General features: G+C 53.8%; 14 protein-coding genes and 2 pseudogenes. 6 read left to right on the forward strand and 10 right to left on the reverse strand.

Annotation, left to right across the window (positions count from 1 at the left end):
- Positions 1 to 170: 170 nt before the first annotated feature.
- The 6 genes and pseudogenes from M5C01_RS04600 to M5C01_RS04620 form a co-directional block, all read right to left on the reverse strand.
- Positions 171 to 1,055 (reverse strand): DUF4435 domain-containing protein, encoded by an 885-nt coding sequence (locus tag M5C01_RS04600; RefSeq protein WP_152737439.1) that lies wholly within the window; start codon positions 1,053 to 1,055, stop codon positions 171 to 173.
- Position 1,056: 1 nt separating this feature from the next.
- Positions 1,057 to 2,442: an AAA family ATPase gene (locus M5C01_RS04605; RefSeq protein WP_178129757.1), complete on the reverse strand. Its 1,386-nt coding sequence runs from the start codon at positions 2,440 to 2,442 to the stop codon at positions 1,057 to 1,059.
- A gap of 479 nt (positions 2,443 to 2,921) precedes the next feature.
- A complete protein-coding gene (locus M5C01_RS04610) occupies positions 2,922 to 3,515 on the reverse strand; it encodes a hypothetical protein (RefSeq protein ID WP_152737441.1) in 594 nt (197 codons plus the stop codon).
- 395 nt (positions 3,516 to 3,910) lie between these two features.
- Positions 3,911 to 4,222, reverse strand: a pseudogene (locus M5C01_RS04615) (helix-turn-helix domain-containing protein).
- Positions 4,209 to 4,295, reverse strand: a pseudogene (locus tag M5C01_RS32945) (transcriptional regulator); the annotation flags it as partial. The pseudogenes M5C01_RS32945 and M5C01_RS04615, both read right to left, overlap by 14 nt.
- A 48-nt stretch (positions 4,296 to 4,343) precedes the next feature.
- Complete coding sequence (locus tag M5C01_RS04620) at positions 4,344 to 4,580, reverse strand: plasmid stabilization protein (RefSeq protein ID WP_152737442.1); 237 nt, start codon at positions 4,578 to 4,580, stop codon at positions 4,344 to 4,346.
- A gap of 234 nt (positions 4,581 to 4,814) precedes the next feature.
- Here M5C01_RS04620 and M5C01_RS04625 point away from each other — a divergent pair, with 234 nt between their 5' ends.
- The 3 genes from M5C01_RS04625 (at position 4,815) to M5C01_RS04635 (ending at position 6,965) form a co-directional block, all read left to right on the forward strand.
- Positions 4,815 to 5,075 carry a hypothetical protein gene (locus M5C01_RS04625; protein WP_100942911.1) on the forward strand — a complete coding sequence of 87 codons (261 nt, stop codon included), beginning with the start codon at positions 4,815 to 4,817 and terminating at the stop codon, positions 5,073 to 5,075.
- A gap of 548 nt (positions 5,076 to 5,623) precedes the next feature.
- Positions 5,624 to 6,607 (forward strand): hypothetical protein, encoded by a 984-nt coding sequence (locus M5C01_RS04630; RefSeq protein ID WP_152737443.1) that lies wholly within the window; start codon positions 5,624 to 5,626, stop codon positions 6,605 to 6,607.
- Positions 6,591 to 6,965, forward strand: a complete 375-nt coding sequence (locus M5C01_RS04635; protein WP_152737444.1) for a hypothetical protein — start codon at positions 6,591 to 6,593, stop codon at positions 6,963 to 6,965. The genes M5C01_RS04630 and M5C01_RS04635 overlap by 17 nt, the downstream gene beginning before the upstream one ends.
- Positions 6,966 to 7,089: 124 nt before the next feature.
- Here the strand turns inward: M5C01_RS04635 and M5C01_RS04640 are convergent, their stop codons facing one another.
- Entirely contained in the window at positions 7,090 to 8,154 is a 1,065-nt protein-coding gene (locus tag M5C01_RS04640) for a lipocalin-like domain-containing protein (RefSeq protein WP_103495756.1), read from the reverse strand.
- Positions 8,155 to 8,993: 839 nt separating this feature from the next.
- On the opposite strand from M5C01_RS04640, the gene M5C01_RS04645 reads away from it, so the two are divergent.
- On the forward strand, positions 8,994 to 9,512 hold the full coding sequence (locus M5C01_RS04645; RefSeq protein WP_103495754.1) for a GNAT family N-acetyltransferase: 519 nt from the start codon (positions 8,994 to 8,996) through the stop codon (positions 9,510 to 9,512).
- A gap of 68 nt (positions 9,513 to 9,580) precedes the next feature.
- Here the strand turns inward: M5C01_RS04645 and M5C01_RS04650 are convergent, their stop codons facing one another.
- On the reverse strand, positions 9,581 to 11,158 hold the full coding sequence (locus tag M5C01_RS04650) for a sensor domain-containing diguanylate cyclase (protein ID WP_152737445.1): 1,578 nt from the start codon (positions 11,156 to 11,158) through the stop codon (positions 9,581 to 9,583).
- A gap of 118 nt (positions 11,159 to 11,276) precedes the next feature.
- Positions 11,277 to 13,301, reverse strand: a complete 2,025-nt coding sequence (locus M5C01_RS04655; RefSeq protein WP_152737446.1) for a methyl-accepting chemotaxis protein — start codon at positions 13,299 to 13,301, stop codon at positions 11,277 to 11,279.
- Positions 13,302 to 13,621: 320 nt separating this feature from the next.
- On the opposite strand from M5C01_RS04655, the gene M5C01_RS04660 reads away from it, so the two are divergent.
- Positions 13,622 to 14,563, forward strand: a complete 942-nt coding sequence (locus M5C01_RS04660) for a 2-hydroxyacid dehydrogenase (protein ID WP_152737447.1) — start codon at positions 13,622 to 13,624, stop codon at positions 14,561 to 14,563.
- Between the two features lie 39 nt (positions 14,564 to 14,602).
- On the opposite strand, the gene M5C01_RS04665 is transcribed toward M5C01_RS04660, so the two are convergent.
- A complete protein-coding gene (locus tag M5C01_RS04665; protein WP_248764282.1) occupies positions 14,603 to 15,415 on the reverse strand; it encodes a polysaccharide lyase family 7 protein in 813 nt (270 codons plus the stop codon).
- Positions 15,416 to 15,593: 178 nt separating this feature from the next.
- Here M5C01_RS04665 and M5C01_RS04670 point away from each other — a divergent pair, with 178 nt between their 5' ends.
- Positions 15,594 to 16,211, forward strand: coding sequence for a LysE family transporter (locus tag M5C01_RS04670; protein WP_152737448.1), 618 nt, complete (start codon positions 15,594 to 15,596; stop codon positions 16,209 to 16,211).
- The last annotated feature ends 68 nt before the right edge of the window (positions 16,212 to 16,279 follow it).

A 16,279-nucleotide genomic window follows, 5' to 3' on the forward strand; every position in this document is an offset into this window, starting at 1 on the left:
CACTGCGGGAGCTTGACTACATTCGGTATGGGTGAGAGTGGGCATCAACAGAAAAATCTGGGAATTTGGTTGTTGAAGCCCTATTAGGAAAGGACGTAATGCCGAATCTTTAAGGATGAGAGGCTTTCTGTTTAGACCATAGCGACATAACAGGAGACCAATGGCTTATGTTAATGCGAAACAAAACTTGATCCAGATATCACGTCGTTAAGTGCTTTTTGCAAATCCTGTAGGCGGTTGAGAGAACAGTATTTTGCTAACTTGAACATTAGGCTGTTGGTGCTAATGTTTCCGCTACCCTTCGACCGAAGGAAGTGATCCAGTAACGGAAGAAGAAAATCTTTTCCGGAAACACCATCGATAGGGTCAATTGCAATTGAATTGTTCTCTATGTCTTGCCGAATCCTACCCCATGCTTGACTTCCGATTTTTTCAATGCATTTAAGAGCAATCGCTTCATTGAGCTGTTCTATTTTAGTATCGTCAATGACAGGAGGCTGCTTTCTACCTTTTTGAGTGATAATAGATGCGAACCCATATGAGACGGTTTTGAGTTCTGAATGGGCAGAGCGAGCTGCTGCAAATGTTATAAATAATTGCTTTAGTTGTGTCAATGGGTTTAACATGGTATTCCATTCTTGTTCTGAAAGTGCATTTTCCCTAAGAATGGTGCCTGATGCGTCTAAAATAAGCTCTCTTGCGGCCTCTTTGCAGAATAAGTAATTTTCAATGCAATATGCTTTGTGCTGGAAGAGATTTGTTTTTCCTTTCTCACGACTTCCGAAGAATATGTCTAAATCTCCGTCAATCAGAAATAAGGCTGGTGTTTTATGCTTGTAATTTTCACAGTGGCGTAATACGTGCTCTCTTCCATGGAGTGGAATAATTTTTTTTATTTTTCTGTCGTTGGTTATCATACGATTAAGTAATTCAAAATAAAATGCTTCAGAATTACTGTCTTCGACATAAACTTCAATCGGTTGAAGTTTTCGATAGAAAAGACCAATGCTTTCAGATGCGGCTGGTGACCAAGAAGGTATTGGATCTAATGACATCTTAGATTCCCCCGTTAAGCGGGATATAATATTCGTTACGTCCGCCAATTATTGCGGGCGAGTGCGTGGCTAAGATGATTTGGAGGTCGGGTCCTGCGGCCTGTACCGCTTCTAGGAACATATCCTGCCAGGAAATATGGAGTGAAAGTTCAGGCTCGTCTACTATGAATACTCCACTTTGTGGAAGTAGATCATTTAAGGAAAGGTGAGCGAGCATGATAAGGATCTGTCTCTCTCCGGACGAAAGTATAGTTAGCGATCTTTCAATTTCTGATATGAAGATTCTAACCTCGCCTCTATTTGTCACCTTTATTTTTTTATCGGTTTGCTCTAAAAAGGTATTAACTAGCGTTTCAAATTTTACGAGTGGTCGGTAGATCTCTGTTTTGGCTTTCTCGTACTCATCGATTAGTTTTAGTAGTCGGTCTATGCGTGCCATTTGATGGCTATTTGCAAACCATTTCCCTAAGCTTTGAGAGTTCTCAAGTGTGACGGAAGTTGATCTTATAGGAGCAGGGATCGATGTTATGCCTTTCTTTTTTGCGGCGGCGCTAGACTTCGTTGTTTCTGGCCTAGGCTTGGCAAATTGTTCGAAAACATTTCTTGATAGTCCTATTAGATTATCAAAAAAATTATCGTACATTGATTCAAATTCTTCGGTTTTGAAGTCAAGGCTGATAAGTGTCGTTTTAATGGTTTTTTGCTTTGCTTTTAGTTCGAGAGGGGTCCTGCTGTTAGGGAGTGCCATGCTTGACATGTTTCGATCATAAACATGGAAAGAGTCTAAAATTATTTTGTCTCGTAGCTTTCTATCCTCCAATGTTTGCTTGTCTTTGAATTCTGCGCTCTTTTTGGAAATAAGCTCTAGCGCTTCTTTCATGCTCCCATCAGCATCAGTGCTACGAGTTTTTTCTTCGAATATGATGCTTAATGGAGAGGAATCGTAGGAGGTAACTTCTTTTATGAATCTCCGATCCAAACTAAGGAACATTGGTGATGGGAGACCGGATATAAATGAAAATATTTTAAATGCGCGGAATTTATTTGCACTCAAGCGATCTTTCGAATGACGGAACTCTTGGAGGCTAGCTGTTATCGGCTGCTCATGTGGTAATGCTGATGTGCTCAGTTGGAGAATGTCATTTCGTTGTGTTGCTGTAATGGAAAAGCTTATTGTATCACTGACGGTTAAGTATAGGGTGGCCTCTTCGAACTTTATCTTTGCAAGCTCTTCGATTGAAGGGGCCAGCATGGCAGAAATTAAGTTAAGTGCCGTTGTTTTTCCCGAGCCGTTTAAGCCTGCAATAAAGTTAACATCTTTATTGAATTCTATTTCGAAATTAATATATTCATGAACGTTTTTTGCTGTGAATTTTAATAATTTCACAGAACCTCCTTGGCAAGAAAAGATATTTAAAATCAATTTTTACAAGTCTTTCTGTGCGGCATAATGCCATTATTCAATTCGCGGTGCCTCCTCTTTTTCTAGGCACACAGCATGGATGCCCCTGGCTCTCTCCCGTACGTTGAGAAACGATTAGCTGTGAGCTTGCGGTGGTGAACGTCAAATTCCAGCCGATAGCCGCCTGTCAGAGAGCTAAGCACCGTCACTCTGCAGCTATGCTGGCAAACCGAATAAACGCTACGCCTCAAGGCCTGACAAATGTGCATGGCAGTCGAATCCATCAGTCTTTTTCCATAACAGAAAGGGTGATTTTGGTAAGCGGGGCCGGGAAATGGCCCTCGTTATCAGCTTGGGAATCTGATAACAGATGCAAAGATTCGACGAATGAGATTCTGTTCGTAAAAGAAATCGAAAGTCGCGCCACCGGTAATGAGACGCCCTAGGGAGGTGGTAGTGGTGGGTCAGGGTTTTACGACCAAAGTTGCGCCATAGAGGGCCATGCCGAAAGTGAACAGGTGTTCTTTTTCATCCCGCCGAGCCTCATGCAAGCACGTTAACACCGTTCGAACATCTTCTCTGGCTCGAACAGCAAAATCACTTGTCCTAACTAAGCGCTCCCAGTCGGTGAGTAAATCCTCACCGTACGCCTGATGATAGTTTTCAGTGGTGCGATTGAGTGGTTTTGACTGCAGCTCAGAGGTCCGGCCATGCGCCATCGTGTTCCGAAAGTTCAGAAGCCGCGCAATGGTTTGCAGTGGCCGCGCTCCTATACCTTCTGGAAATTGCACGTCCAACTCCTCTAGCAAGAGTTGCAGCTTTGCCCACGGTGGCAGGCGCTCTAGTTCTTCCCAACATTCGAAAGTAACAGCGCCAGCGTGGTTTAAGTACGCCTCGAAAGAGAAAGCAGTTAGCACTGTGCAAGACAGAAATTGCCACATTGCCCCTTCTGGATTGTTGAGGCCGACATCGAGAACGCACTCAGACGCATGCCATAGCTCGGCGTACGTATGAATCGTACGCTGCTTGGTGATAACAACGGTAGACGGTTTCGACATCACGAGGTCCCTGATGCTTGAGGTAAGTGGGGGCTTTAGAGCGGCCGGTTGAACGATGAGCAAGGCCCTTCAATAGCATAGGCACAGTGCTCACACAGCGCTGAGTATCACCCAGAAACGATGTGATGAGAGGGGGCTGTCGGCCTCGAAGCACTGATCTACTGCATGGCTTTGACTTTAGCTGGTGCGGAACTGGTACAGAAAAAATCGGATAGGGCTGAGATGCCTATTTGCAAAGGTGCTAGATCCTAGTCGATCCAATCCGTCATGGGGACAACGCTGAAGCGTCGAACTGGCTCGAAGCGGGAAGATGCATCATAGTTCAAAGGCATGGAAGGCCTGTTGTTGTGGGCGCAGCCGGCGCGGATGGGGCAGGGTACGGGCTCAATTTTTACTCAGCTTGCCAATACGTTTCGAAAAACATCAGGTCGAAGTGCCAAGATATGCAGCAATGATCTGGCAGTACCAGACGGAGAGCGTCGCCCTTGCTCTCACTCCTGAAGCTTTCGCACCGATACGCCCAGCAGTTCGGCAAATCTGGGCTGTGACAGCCCCGTCTTGCTACGTGCCTTGGCGGCCCTGGTCACTTCTATCTGATGCACGTCACCATGGCAGCCAGCCTTAACATCAATGATTGCGGCTAGCAGTTCTTCGCCTAGGTTGCGTTTGGCATCACGCGACAAGAGTTCTTTTTCAGCCAGGACCATGATTCATCTCCTTTGCGATTTTGCGCAGGATATGCTCTGGTATGTTCTCGGTAGCGCCTTTGCCGTAGATCATGGGGCCAAATCATGCTTTCTGAGTCCTGGCGTCTCAGAAAAATTCAGCTCATAGATCATCGAGGGAGACCTTTATGGTTGGGTCGTTTCCCAGCTCACGGCAGATAGTGCTCAACTCTATGTCTTCCGAGCGGTCCAGCATGGCTTCGTATTCTTTGGCTGTAACGCTGCAGAATGCCGGTTTGTTACGGTTGAGTATCACTACAGAAAAAACATCGCCAGCTGCCACGGCACCCATTAGATTTTTCTTCAACTCGGAAACTCTTGCCGTCACTTGCGACCACATCACACACGGGCCATGGAAATATTCCTTATAGGCACTTTAAAAGATGTTTAAAATAGTATTTCTCTCAGTAAAGAGTTTCCAGTGTGTGAGTGTTACTGAAGATTGCTATTTCGCTAATTCCGATTGTATCTCTACCCCTAGCGCCCTATAGTTGAAATTCGCGGCGAATTCCGCGAACGACCTTGGCCGGTCGGAATGGCAACAGCTCTTCGCAATCAACGGGAGCTTCACTCAATGGACTACACCCCTCTCGACTCATCCAAACCCACCGAACACACCATCCTCTTCATCGACAGACAAGCCCCACTGCATGATCTGCTGGCCTGTGCCGCCCAACGCATTACGTCTGCGCGGGATATGCTGGACAGCGTGTCGTGCATGAGCACCCATCACTCGGATGGCATCGATTTGATGCGCATTTCTGGCGTGGCCGCGCTGTTGCTACAAGATGGTTGTGATGTGCTGCGGGTCGTTGAGCAGCGCTTAATGGCCTGACCCTGTATCGGGTGGCGTGCCGCTCAACGAAATGATCAGGTGTTATCTGATGGCGATCGAGCAGGCACGCCCCCTTGGAAAATTGTCCTCTTTTCAGAGTTCCGGCTCATAGATCATCAAGGGAGATCTTTATGGTTGGCGCGTTCTCACGTTCATGGCAGATAGCGACCAGTTCCATGTCCTCCAAGAGCTCCATCATAGCCTCATACTCTGTATCGGGAACGCAGTAGAGTGCCGGCTCGTTGCGATTGATGGGGGCGCAGGGAAGTTGCCGTCAGCCGTCAGGGAGTCAATTGGATTTTTCTTCAGGTTGGAGATTATTGCGACCGTTTGTGACAGCAAAATATGAGTCACGAAAGAGCTCCTTGCGGATATTAACGGAGGATCGGCTACCATTCTTGGCAGCCTACGGGAGCTTAACTTTTCTAGTGTGTAGGATGTTTCTGGTGGTTGGCTAGGAACTGTCTCAAACAGCGGTGTCGCTCTTCTTTTGGTGTTTATCTGCCTTTATATCTAGCGCCGTTTTTCATACATCAAGGATGTGAAATATGGCGCACGGATTCATCAATGAAAAGACCACTCATTACCCCAGCCTAAAAAGCCAGCTGCTGATACAGCGCGGCTCACATGCACTCACCAAGTTCGACACGATCAATAGTCACCTGCGCCGCTCGATGGTGACCCCAGGGCAACTGGTGATCGTGCCCGACGACAGCACGGCCTCCTGCACCTTCGAAGAAGCCTGGTTGATGACCCGGGCCCGGGAAGTCGATCTGGCTCTGAGTCTCGACCCCAGGGCGGGTGTCGAGATCCTGAACAACTATGATTTGTTGCAAGGCTTGCTGGGCTATAGCTCGATTGGCATCGGCAGTTCCACTGCGGCCTGGGGGCGGCATTTGACCGGGGTGGAGGACACCTTGAAGGAAATCGAAAAGCTGCATCAGCGGCATCTGAAAGGCGGCGCTTCGGCCAGGGCCGAGTTCATCGCCAAGCGCCAGACACTGTTCCAGAAGCTGGACATGCAACTCCAGGGCGTCGGTCATTACGGCACCAGCCTGCGGCACAACAAGTCGATCAAGAAGATGCTCGGTATTTCCACCCGGAGTTACCTGCATCGCCAGGAAATCGACGGGTATGCACAACGGATCAACAAGATTGCCAGCACCTCCCGTTTCCTGAGCAAAGGTGGCTATGTGGGTATGGCGCTGGACGTGGGGGCGGCGGGGCTGGCGATTCAGGAGGCGTGTTCGACGGGGCGGGAGGAGCAGTGCAGGAAGGCGCGGTATGTGGAGGGCGGTAAGGCGTCGGGAGGAATTATGGGGTCTTATATCGGAGGAAAGCTTGGAGCCCACGCTGGTGGAGCTGTATGCGTCTTTGGACTTGGCATCGTTTCTGGAGGGTGGGGCGCTTTGACTTGCGGAATTATTGGCGGCGCTGCCGGTGGCTATGGCGGAGGGATCATCGGTGGAGGACTGGGAGAACGTTTCGGTGATTTGATTTATGAGGGGGGCGCTGATGACGATGCTGCATAACGCTGTTGCTGTTCTGTTCATGTTTTCGAGCTTCTTTAGCATCGGTTTGTTGGCCTACCTTGCCAAAACCAAGCTTGATATAGTCGAAGCATATTTTAAGGATAATGCGACGATGATCGGTCATCACCGGTGGTGGGGTGGTAACTCCTATGACAGTCGAGTCATGAGGGTGCTTTTTATTGGCTCATTTTTCATGTTTCCAAAGCTTTACATACGGCGAGGATTGCTCACCGAACAGGAGTTTGAATCTGTTCCAATAGCCCTGCAGAGATGGTTCAAACTCCCCCAGTACTTGGGGATACTATTTGTTTTGCTCTGCGTCTTTCATCTGGTGGTGCCCGTCACCGATGAATTGTGATACGGAAAAAGGGCGCCCATTCGCGTTCTTGTCGGCCAGGTAGATGCAAAACAAATTCCAGACTCCCGAGGGTGGAAGCAAGACCGGCCCCGATGCCTGAAACAAAGACATCGGGGCCATCCCCCTACGACTGTTGCTCGTTCCAGGCCGTGCCCTGCACCGGCTTGCCTTTGAAGGTACCGCTGGCCTTGGCCACGCCTTCATAGGTATCACTGGGCTTGGTGCCAGGAAGCGTGGGGAAGGGAAAGTCTTGCGCATCCACCAAACTGACGACATGGAGCACGGCATCGAACGATGGAATCTCGACCTTGAACTCCATGAAGAACACCACGCCGGTCGGGCCGGTCCAGGTTCTTCCGGTCGGCGTCATCGTGCAATCCGTCTGGAAGTAGGTGGTTCCATCGGGGAACTCGATCGTTGCCTTGCTCGGCACCGGGACATCGAGCTTTGGCGCAGGAGCACTCTTGCTGAATGTCGTGTAGTGCGAGATGTGCACTCCGTTGTCCAACTGCATGGCCTGCAGGAACCACATGACCGGGTGGGCAGCGTCTCCGAAATTGCCATACTCGTGGTCCATCCACGTAAGCCCCTTCACCGCAAACTCATCGTCGCCGACGGTCAGTGTCCCCTCCGTGTGTATCCGTGTCAGCGAGTAGTAGTAGTTGTTCTGCTTCAGGCCACCCGGTTTTTCCGGATAGTCCAGCACACCATGGCCCCATACAAACAGCGGGCGTCCTTCCTGTGACATCCTCAACGAAAACTTCACGACCGTCTTGGTGTCCGTGTCCACGATCACGGCTTCTACCTGCATGTTTTTTGTCGGATCAGCCTGCGGCGCTTTCATCGTCACATAGGACACACCGTCGAGGCCTGTCTGTTTCACCCACCAGTCCTTGCTCGGGTCGCTTTCCGCCCAATCCTTGATACCCGGAATCAAGGAGGTCAGTTGATAGTGCTTCTGGTTCTCTACATCCGTCAGCATCACCTGGAAGAAACCCAACGGATAGAACGCCGCCGTGTTGATCTCAAAGCCGAAGACACGCTCGCCTGCCTTGAGCGTGCCGGTATGCCACCACCATTCAGTCGGTGCGCCGACGTGCAGGTACTGGTCCTTGGGAAGGTGGAGGACCACTTCGGACGGGGGAATGGGAACAGGAACAGGAGGATGCGCAAGCTGCGATGACTTCATGATGTCGCCTCTCTCTATGGAAACCAGATGGTGGGTGTCGACCGCGCCTGTACCCGCGCACTGCTGTGCGCCTGTGCAGGAGAAAGAAATCTACTGTCAGCGAAGGCCGGGGCAACCCGGTTCGGCGGGGGAAGGGCTGTCAGGGCGCAGAAGAGGTGTCGCACACTCGAGGTGACACCTGGGCTGGTCATGTCTTCTTCCATGAAAGAGGAGCATCGTTATGGGCCGGCTATTGGGGCCGGGGTTTCAAACGTCCTGGCCGATAAGGCTAGCTGACAATTCTGAAGCTGCAATATCAATTTGACGTCATTGGTCATTCAGGACTGGACGTCGAAAGGGCGTTACCGGCGTGACCTCCGGAGACCGGGCTCAAGTTGTTGGTCGAAGACGGAAGCGGGAACCGGCTAATGGGTGACTCCTTTTAGACCGTGTTAGTTGGCTTGTAGGATATTTCTGGTTAATTAAAGCCCCATTGTGTTTTTTAAACTTCCTTTTTTCTTGTTGCCATCGTCTTCTGTATATGGGAGCAGTTTCAATAAGCACTCTCTTATGGGTTTGTATCCGATTGTAGCCGTTTCTGACACGTTTTTTCATGTTCCCTGGTGTCGATTTGTGCATACGGGAGCAACTTCCATAAGCTTCTCCTGAGCGACTGATCGGTCCTTTCGCCTGCTCGAAAAGTTTCATGTTCGAAAGCTTGAGGTGTTTCATAGCATCAGCGAATATCGCCGGTCTCAGCTATACCCCTATATAGAGTCCTCAGACTCAACAGCCAGGCACCCGGCCTGACACCGCATGCCGGAACTTGGCTTTCAATTCGCAGAAGAGGTTTCGCGTCTATGCAAGACAGCCATATCATCATCAGGCCGCTGTCGGAGATTGATGCGCAACCGTACAGGGAAATCCGCCTTCGCGCGATTGTCGATGCCCCCTCCACCATGTGGCCAACGGCCGAGGAAGAGCTGGCCTGGCCCGTGGCGCAAACCGAGGCCCTGCTTCATGCCACTGTGCATGAGATTGTGTTCGGGGCCTTTGCCGGAGAACACCTGATAGGGGTCACCAGCCTGCACCGTGAGCCTGTTCGACAGGCCGAGCACACTGGCTTTGTATGGGGCGTCTTTGTTGATTCGGCTTATCGTCGACAAGGCGTCGCGCGCAAACTCTTCGAAGCCGTCGTCGCGCAGGCCAGGGCGACTGGCGTCATTCAGCTCCATCTGTCCGTCAATACCGAGAACTTCGCCGCCAGCAACTTCTATCGCTCGCTTGGCTTCGAGTCCTTCGGCATCAAGCCCCGCGTGCTGTGGGTCGGCGGACGCTTTTATGATGAAGAGCAAATGGGGCTGCGCCTGGACGACTGACGCAGAGATGTACCCTGATGGCGGCCAAGTGTGCCGAGCAACGATCACGTTGTCGGCCCGGCGCCAGTCTAGGTTTTCTCGGGTAGCTCCGCTTCTTCCACCATCACGCAGTTGCGGCCGTTCTGCTTGGCCCGGTACAGCAGCTTGTCCGCCTTGTCGAATACCGCGGCGACGGATTCCTTCTCTGGTGTCCAGAGGGCAACGCCGAACGAAACCGTGATATGTCCGACGGTGTCGATGGCTTTGCTTTCGATCGAGACCCGAAGCCGTTCGGCCACTTCGGCCGCCGTCTTGAGCGAGCTGTCCGGGAGCAGCAGCACAAACTCTTCACCGCCCACCCGGCAGGGCAAGTCGTTCGCCCGTGAGTTCTGTTTCATCAGGTCGGCGACGATTCGAAGGGTTTCATCGCCCGCACCATGACCGAAGGTGTCGTTTACCCGCTTGAAGTGATCGATGTCCAGGGACACAACGGCAAATGAATGACCGGTTTCCTCCCAGAGCGTCAGCGCATCTTGCATGGCCCGGCGATTGGCCAGCCCGGTCAGCGCATCGCTCTGGGCCTGCCGGTTCAGCCGGCTGATCTTTTCCTGCAGCAGGCCGACGCTGAACAGCAGGGCCCGACGGATTTGCCAGGCTTCGTTGAAAAAGGCTGAAACCGCACTGATGCGCTTGTAGCTGTCAGGCGCATCCAGGCGTTTCGCATACCTGGCCAGCAGGGAAAGGGGGCTGGCTATCTTCGTCCCCGACCACCAGATGAGCACGAGGCCGAGCAGTCCCAGCGGGGCGATTCCCTTGCCGACCTTGATCATCAGGTGATTCAGCGTCGCCAGGGTATTGTTGAGCGGCTGCTGTGAAACGACGCCCCAGCCGCTGCTGGACACGGTTTCGAAGCCGGCAAGCATTTCGATGCCGTTGGCATCGTGGGACTGGAGGCTACCGTTCTTGTTTTGCAAGGCGGCATCCACGATGGGGTCATCTCCCACGATGGTGCCGATGTTGTCGGGTCGAGGGTGATAGAGCACGCGACGTGTTTTGTCGACCAGATAAACATAGGCTCCGTCATGGCGGACATGCTGATCGACCAGGGTGTGCAGGGCGTTTTCCTGGTCGAGCCGGACGGTGCCGCCGACGAGGCCCAGGTATTCTCCCCTGGCGCCGAATACGGGATAAGAGATGAAGATCACGAGATTGCCGGCGATCGACTTGAATGCGTTGCTGATCTTCGGCTCGCGGCTTTGCAGGGGCTCTGTGTTGCGCAGCGCCTGGCCATTGATGTTCAGACTCTCTGGTGCCGATGCCACGACCGTGCCGGAGGCGTTGGCCATCAGGATGGAGTTGAAACTGTTGTCCTGATTCAGCAATCGCAGGGCTTCGTCACCCAGGCGTCCCTGGTCGTTAAAACCCTTGCCGATAACACTGGCGCTGTATTTGAGCTTGTCGATGTCGGAGCTGAGGACTTGCTCGATACCCGCGGCGATTCTTGAGGCATAGTCCTTGTTGTTATCGAGTGCGTGGGTAATCAGTTCCTGTTTCTGAACCTTGTAGATAACCCAGAAACTGTTGGCCAGGGTGGTGACTGCGGAGAGTAGTGCAATCAGCAGGATGAGAGTGCGCAGGTTAAGCGTTGGCTTTGGCCGGGTGGGCATTTGATGAGATCCGGATAGACATGGGAATACCTGTAGCGTGGGTGAAGCACGGGGACGATGGGCGCGCGTGGCTTACGCGGCCCTATCGTTCCCGGGGTCTGCTATTGCTGGGGGGCCTTCAACCGCGGCGTGTCAGCCCCGTTAGTGTATCGGCAATTGTCTTGGTCCGCCGAGAGGTCCCTTCGGTCATCTGGCCGGAGTCTTCCAGGGCGTCGAGCAAGCTGCGCAGGGTACCCACGGCCGTGGACTGGTCTTCGATCTGCACCGCGACTTTCTGGATCTCGGACGACAGTCGATCGATATCCACGCCGATCTCCCCGGCATTCTTGCGGGTGATCTCCGCCAGTTTGCGCACTTCATCGGCCACCACGGCAAAGCCTCGGCCCATTTCGCCGGCCCGGGCCGCTTCGATGGCGGCGTTGAGGGCGAGCAGGTTGGTCTGGCCGGCGATCTGCTGGATCACCTGCACGATCGATTGGATACGCAGGCTCGATTGCGCCAGCTCACGGGCGCCGCCGACCACTTCGTCGGCCTGGGTGGACAGGCCGTCGAAGGTCGAGCGCGCTTCGGCGGCGACGTCGTGTTGCCGGTCGATGGTGGTGGCCAGGTCGTCCATCGACAGGTGCAGCTCCTGGGAATAGTGCTGCAACTGGCCCGCGATCTGTTCCTGATGGCGGTTGGCCTGGTCGAGCACGGTGCCCAGGTCGGTCAAGCCGTGGAACACCGGTTGCAGGTTTTCGTCGAGGCCGCTCACGTCGAGGGTGCTGACGAAGTTGTTGTTCTTGAAGGCTTCTATCTGCTTGACCAGCACATGGTTGAGGCCCACCAGTTTCTTGATCTGACGGCGCAGGAAGAAGGCCTTGAATTCGCCGTAGTGGATCGGGAAGCGGTCGACGTAGTCATCCTCGAAACTGGCCCCCTTGGCGACGCGGAAGAAAAAGATCGCGGTCAGGGTCTGGTTGAGGTTGAGCCCCAGGATTTCGCCGAAGGTGGAAAAGCCGATCAACGGCACGTCGCCGAACAGGCCGGTCATGGCGTCCAGTTCCGCGCCGTTGTTCAGCCGGCGCAGGATGCAGTCGTTGAGGATGCCGGCAATCGGCTGGCCGCCCTTGCCCTGCAGGAAGCGTTGGTAGTCGGTACGGGTGGCGTCGCGGATCGAGGTGCGTTTGACCATGAGCAGCTCTTCGCCCGGCGCCACGTCGCAGAACAGGTGCACCAGGCCTTGTGCCGGGTCGATGCGGGCGATGGAGCGGACGAACAGTTCCTGGCCCACGCGGATGGCGAAGGAGTAGTCGCCCAGGTGCTGCTCCAGTGTCTGCGGCGTGCATTTGAACGCATCAGCCAGGGCCTGGACCATGGTCTTGATATTGCCTTGGGCGTCGATGACCTGGTGAATGGTGCGATCTTCCAGGGACGCGGTCAGGACGCTGAAGGTCAGCGTCGAGGGTTGGAAGTTCTGGCTTTTGAATACGCCAAAACGGATACCGGGCGAGCACTTGAGAAAGACGATCTGGGCGTGGTTCTCGTAACTGCGGTTGCCGTCATGGATCAGGGTTTTCTTGAAATCGCCCTTGCCGCCCGCCGAGCCACCGACGAACAGGCAGGGGAAACGGCCGGATTCGTAAAGGGCTTCCATAAAGAAGGATTCGGACGCCGAGAGGCCATCGAAGAGGATGTAGGCCAGGGTGTCACGCTGGTCAATCTGGGTGCGGACTTGCGCCGCCTTGAGGTTGTGTACCAGGCGGGAGATGCGCTCGCGCATGCTGATGCGTTTGCTATCGCCGCGGATGTCGGCGCACTCCAGGGACACCATGGCGATTTCCGCGCTGGCGATCACGCTGCGATCGAACAACTGCAGCACGACCCGGTCCCAGCGTTCGCCGGTAGGGCAGTAGAGCTGGCTGGCCGTGCCGCAGAGTTCGCCGGAGGTGGTGCACAGGCTGATGATGCAGCTCGGGAAACGCTGGCGGACCGTGCGGGCGATCTGGTCAAGGTCCAGGTGCGGGGACACGAAGCCGGAGATGAATACCGGCTCCAGGCGAACTGCCTGCAGCTTGGCCTGTAGTTCACTGGCGGTACTGAGCACGCTGAGGGTGCCCGACGACGAGGAGTGGGTCCGGTTGAGCAAATGAGAGAGATTCATCAAGGACTACCTCAGGGTAAACCGCGGATTGTTATTGTGGATAACAGCGGTCCTTTGCCGTAGGGGCGCTTGCAGGGCTTGGCGATGCTGATTTGAGCGTTGTCCCGGCGCAACCCGTGCTGTTCAGCGTGATATCAATGTGATTTCGAGTTTTGATTTTGATCAATGAAACCGGTCAGGCTGACTTCGCCGACGGTTGTTGGTTGCACGACAATGCGCATCTGTCAGAGCAGAGAGGGGCAGGTCGCTTGCAACGAATCATGTAGTCTATGGGGCTGAACGCTCCCAACATGCGTAGGCTAAATCAAGAGTACCTGACCATGGTCCGAGATCTCCTGGTTCTGATCGAACTGGCTCCCGAAAGTCTTGTTCGCCTGGAAGCCGCCGGCTTCAAAACCCATGTGGCGTTGTCGGCTGAAGTGAAGGCCGGCACGCTCAAGGCGCTCGGCCCTCAGATTCAAGCCGTTCTGACAAACGGGTCTACGGGACTCTCGGCCGACGAAATGGCCTCCCTGCCTCAACTCAAGATCATCTGCGCCCAGGGCGCGGGCTACGAAAAGGTCGATCTGGTTGCGGCTCGTGCACGCGACATCGTCGTGACACACGGCCCCGGCACCAATGACGCCTCGGTCGCTGACCATGCGATCGCCTTGTTGATGGCCATTGTCAGAGGCATTCCGCAAGCCGACGCCGCCGTTCGTCACGGCCAATGGGCCCACTCCAGACAGCCACGTCCCATGCTCTCGAAAAAGAAACTGGGGATCCTGGGGTTGGGCAATATCGGGCAGCAGATTGCCCGGCGTGGCGTCGGCGGATTCGAGATGTCGGTGGGGTATCACAGCCGTCATCCACGACACGACTCGCCCTTCACCTATTTTGATACGCCGGTGGCCTTGGCAAGCTGGGCCGATTTCCTGATCGTGGCCACGCCCGGTGGTGCGGGGACATTTCATCTGGTCGACACCACGGTACTGAAAGCCCTTGGCCCCGACGGCTATCTGGTCAATATCGCCCGAGGCAGCGTGGTGGATACCGTTGCACTTATCTCGGCACTGACAAACAGGGAAATTGCCGGGGCGGCACTGGATGTCGTGGAAGGCGAGCCTGAGGTGCCGGCGGCATTTGCCAACCTGAATAACTTGATCCTGACGCCGCATATAGCGGGGCGCTCACCGGAAGCGGTCACCGCCACGCTGCATCTGGTCATTGAAAACCTGACGGCGTATTTCTCAGGAAGCCCCGTCCTGACACCGGTGCCCTGATACTAGCCGCTGTGCCAATGTTTGCGCTTCTTCCATTTTTTATTCGTAATTAATATTCAGGGCGCTGTACGCCACAATAGCTACATCCCCGGTGGTGTCAGCGGTTTGATTGTAATTCCCGGCTTTGAAATACAAATTTACGCCGTCCCATCCTGACTTCGGAAAGATGAACGTCTTGCTTGATGTCTGACCCGCCGCTGTCACCTTAACCTGCAAGGTCATTTCATTGTCAGAGCCTTTGGCTTCTATCGTGTAATCTATTTTGTCGTTAAGGCTGATGCCGGATAACAAGGTTGATCGGCTCTCGTTGTCGCCATAGTGCGTTTTTGTTCCCGCAATAATGGCGCCGTCCTTCCAGCGGAGCTTGAGCAGCTCCGATCCACCTGGTTTATCCCCATGAATCTGCGCGAAGATAATGGACTTGGTGTGTGGGTTCTGCACGATATAGGCTTCACCGGATTGGTTGGCATTCAGTGGGCCGCCGATGGTGAATTCTCTCTTGGCTCTCAGCTCAACGCGGGGGTAGTCGCTGTGGGCGGTGGCTTTGAGTCCTGAGGGTGTGCTGAAAATGATGGCGCCCTCAGGCACGCCTTTGTGACAATTGTTTGATGTGTAGCAGTTTGTGTAGAAATATGAATTCTGCAAGTTGTTGGTTATCGATATTTCTTCTGGCAGGTTGGCGTCATTGAAATCCTGGAGAAGGTACGAGCTGGTCAGCGTTGGAAAGTTATGGCCTGGTGCTTTGCTGGCATCGAGTGAAAAGGCGTAGGTGCAACTGAGTGTCATGGTGATAGCGGCTGTGAAGTTGATAATGGATTTGGTGCTGATCAGTTTGTATGGGCTCGCCATCATCTTCTGTTACTCCAAGTGCTGATTTGGATTGGATCACTTTAAAAGAGCAGGGCTTTAGAGCGCTACGATAGCGTGCCGGGTCCCGGCCACCCAATGAAATATGAGTCATCAGCGTTTCTGGTCCGCAGGCTATTCGTTTATGATCACGCTAACTTTTACGTTTTCCAGAGGATTGGCCATGGCGGAACTCTTGGCGGTGATCTCCATTACCCTGTTGGCTGTCATCAGCCCTGGCCCCGATTTCGCCATGGTGACGCGTAACAGCCTGATGTTGTCCCGTCGAGCGGGCGTGCTCACGGCCCTGGGCATCGGGCTGGGCGTGCTGGTCCACGTCAGCTATACGCTGATTGGTTTGGGGCTGCTGATCCAGCAGTCGCTGTGGTTGTTCAACACCATCAAGCTGGCAGGGGCTGCGTACCTGATCTGGCTGGGGGTGAAGATGTTGCGGACCCAGCCCAGCGGAACGCTGGCCGAGAGCGCTGTCGCACCACTGTCGGACTTTGCCGCGCTGCGCACGGGTTTCCTGACCAATGTCCTGAACCCGAAGACGACGATCTTTATCATCAGCCTGTTCATGCAAGTGGTACGTCCCGATACGCCGCTGGCCGTGCAGATCGGCTACGGGGCTTTTATCTCGGGTGCGCATATGGCCTGGTTCAGTGTGGTGGCCTTGTGCTTTTCGGCGAGCGCCGTGCGTGAACGGTTGATGGCGGTGCGTCACTGGATCGACCGCGCGTTCGGCGGGTTGCTGGTGGGTTTTGGTGTTTTGCTGGCTGTTGCCAGAGGGGTGCGCTGACGGTGCATGGGTTGCAAGATGCATTCAAGATCGTAAAGGAACTGTCTTGATTGCAATCAATGCTCAAA

This window comes from Pseudomonas sp. MWU12-2319, assembly GCF_023242525.1.
In the GTDB taxonomy this organism is placed as follows: Bacteria; Pseudomonadota; Gammaproteobacteria; order Pseudomonadales; family Pseudomonadaceae; genus Aquipseudomonas; species Aquipseudomonas gingeri_D.